The sequence below is a fragment of the Bacillus sp. SJ-10 genome, from assembly GCF_002843505.1.
Lineage (GTDB): Bacteria > Bacillota > Bacilli > Bacillales > Bacillaceae > Bacillus > Bacillus velezensis.
The window spans coordinates 557,501-560,000 of sequence record NZ_CP025258.1; the positions used below are offsets into that span (position 1 = coordinate 557,501).

Here is a 2,500-nt window from a genome sequence, read left to right on the forward strand (position 1 = left end):
CTTTCACTCCCCTTCCGGGGTGCTTTTCACCTTTCCCTCACGGTACTGGTTCACTATCGGTCACTAGGGAGTATTTAGCCTTGGGAGATGGTCCTCCCGGATTCCGACGGAATTTCACGTGTTCCGCCGTACTCAGGATCCACTCAGGAGAGAACGAAGTTTTGACTACAGGGCTGTTACCTCCTATGGCGGGCCTTTCCAGACCTCTTCATCTACCTCGTTCCTTTGTAACTCCGTACAGAGTGTCCTACAACCCCAAGAGGCAAGCCTCTTGGTTTGGGCTGGTCCCGTTTCGCTCGCCGCTACTCAGGGAATCGCATTTGCTTTCTCTTCCTCCGGGTACTTAGATGTTTCAGTTCCCCGGGTCTGCCTTCTCATATCCTATGTATTCAGATATGGATACCACTCCATTACGAGTGGTGGGTTTCCCCATTCGGAAATCTCCGGATCAAAGCTTGCTTACAGCTCCCCGAAGCATATCGGTGTTCGTCCCGTCCTTCATCGGCTCCTAGTGCCAAGGCATCCACCGTGCGCCCTTTCTAACTTAACCGTTAAAAAGAATCACTACGTGATATCTTGCATTACTAATTGAATGTGAATTACTTCTGTTATCTAGTTTTCAAAGAACAACGCATAGGACATGCTAACACATGCGTTGCCACAGGAAGTGGCGCATTTAGCAGGTGTTCCTATGTTTTGAAGGAATGATCCTTCAAAACTAAACAAGACAGGGAACGTTCTGTTTATAAGACCCAAGGTCTTATATTCCGTTAAAATCCTTAGAAAGGAGGTGATCCAGCCGCACCTTCCGATACGGCTACCTTGTTACGACTTCACCCCAATCATCTGTCCCACCTTCGGCGGCTGGCTCCTAAAAGGTTACCTCACCGACTTCGGGTGTTACAAACTCTCGTGGTGTGACGGGCGGTGTGTACAAGGCCCGGGAACGTATTCACCGCGGCATGCTGATCCGCGATTACTAGCGATTCCAGCTTCACGCAGTCGAGTTGCAGACTGCGATCCGAACTGAGAACAGATTTGTGGGATTGGCTTAACCTCGCGGTTTCGCTGCCCTTTGTTCTGCCCATTGTAGCACGTGTGTAGCCCAGGTCATAAGGGGCATGATGATTTGACGTCATCCCCACCTTCCTCCGGTTTGTCACCGGCAGTCACCTTAGAGTGCCCAACTGAATGCTGGCAACTAAGATCAAGGGTTGCGCTCGTTGCGGGACTTAACCCAACATCTCACGACACGAGCTGACGACAACCATGCACCACCTGTCACTCTGCCCCCGAAGGGGACGTCCTATCTCTAGGATTGTCAGAGGATGTCAAGACCTGGTAAGGTTCTTCGCGTTGCTTCGAATTAAACCACATGCTCCACCGCTTGTGCGGGCCCCCGTCAATTCCTTTGAGTTTCAGTCTTGCGACCGTACTCCCCAGGCGGAGTGCTTAATGCGTTAGCTGCAGCACTAAGGGGCGGAAACCCCCTAACACTTAGCACTCATCGTTTACGGCGTGGACTACCAGGGTATCTAATCCTGTTCGCTCCCCACGCTTTCGCTCCTCAGCGTCAGTTACAGACCAGAGAGTCGCCTTCGCCACTGGTGTTCCTCCACATCTCTACGCATTTCACCGCTACACGTGGAATTCCACTCTCCTCTTCTGCACTCAAGTTCCCCAGTTTCCAATGACCCTCCCCGGTTGAGCCGGGGGCTTTCACATCAGACTTAAGAAACCGCCTGCGAGCCCTTTACGCCCAATAATTCCGGACAACGCTTGCCACCTACGTATTACCGCGGCTGCTGGCACGTAGTTAGCCGTGGCTTTCTGGTTAGGTACCGTCAAGGTGCCGCCCTATTTGAACGGCACTTGTTCTTCCCTAACAACAGAGCTTTACGATCCGAAAACCTTCATCACTCACGCGGCGTTGCTCCGTCAGACTTTCGTCCATTGCGGAAGATTCCCTACTGCTGCCTCCCGTAGGAGTCTGGGCCGTGTCTCAGTCCCAGTGTGGCCGATCACCCTCTCAGGTCGGCTACGCATCGTTGCCTTGGTGAGCCGTTACCTCACCAACTAGCTAATGCGCCGCGGGTCCATCTGTAAGTGGTAGCCGAAGCCACCTTTTATGTCTGAACCATGCGGTTCAAACAACCATCCGGTATTAGCCCCGGTTTCCCGGAGTTATCCCAGTCTTACAGGCAGGTTACCCACGTGTTACTCACCCGTCCGCCGCTAACATCAGGGAGCAAGCTCCCATCTGTCCGCTCGACTTGCATGTATTAGGCACGCCGCCAGCGTTCGTCCTGAGCCAGGATCAAACTCTCCGATAAAGTAGTTTGACTGACTACGCACATCGCTGTGCGATTTATTTAAAACTTTGAATTAACAGGTACGTTTTGTCTTGTTTAGTTTTCAAAGATCATTTTTGTTCACTTTCTCAAGCAACTTTTTAAGTATATAATAAGTTTCTCTTAAAGTCAACATGTTTTTTATAAAT

Annotated in this window: 1 tRNA gene and 2 rRNA genes (2 of these 3 cut by a window edge); all 3 read right to left on the reverse strand. The window is 51.2% G+C overall.

Going from position 1 to position 2,500, the window contains the following annotated elements:
* Window positions 1-550: ribosomal RNA gene (locus CXL14_RS02855) — 23S ribosomal RNA — on the reverse strand (it extends 2,380 nt beyond the left edge of the window).
* A 233-nt stretch (window positions 551-783) separates the two neighbouring features.
* A 16S ribosomal RNA gene (locus CXL14_RS02860) occupies window positions 784-2,333 on the reverse strand.
* Together the 16S and 23S rRNA genes with 1 tRNA gene alongside form the textbook arrangement of a ribosomal RNA operon.
* A gap of 166 nt (window positions 2,334-2,499) precedes the next feature.
* A tRNA-Ala gene (locus tag CXL14_RS02865) sits at window position 2,500 on the reverse strand (it continues 75 nt past the right edge of the window).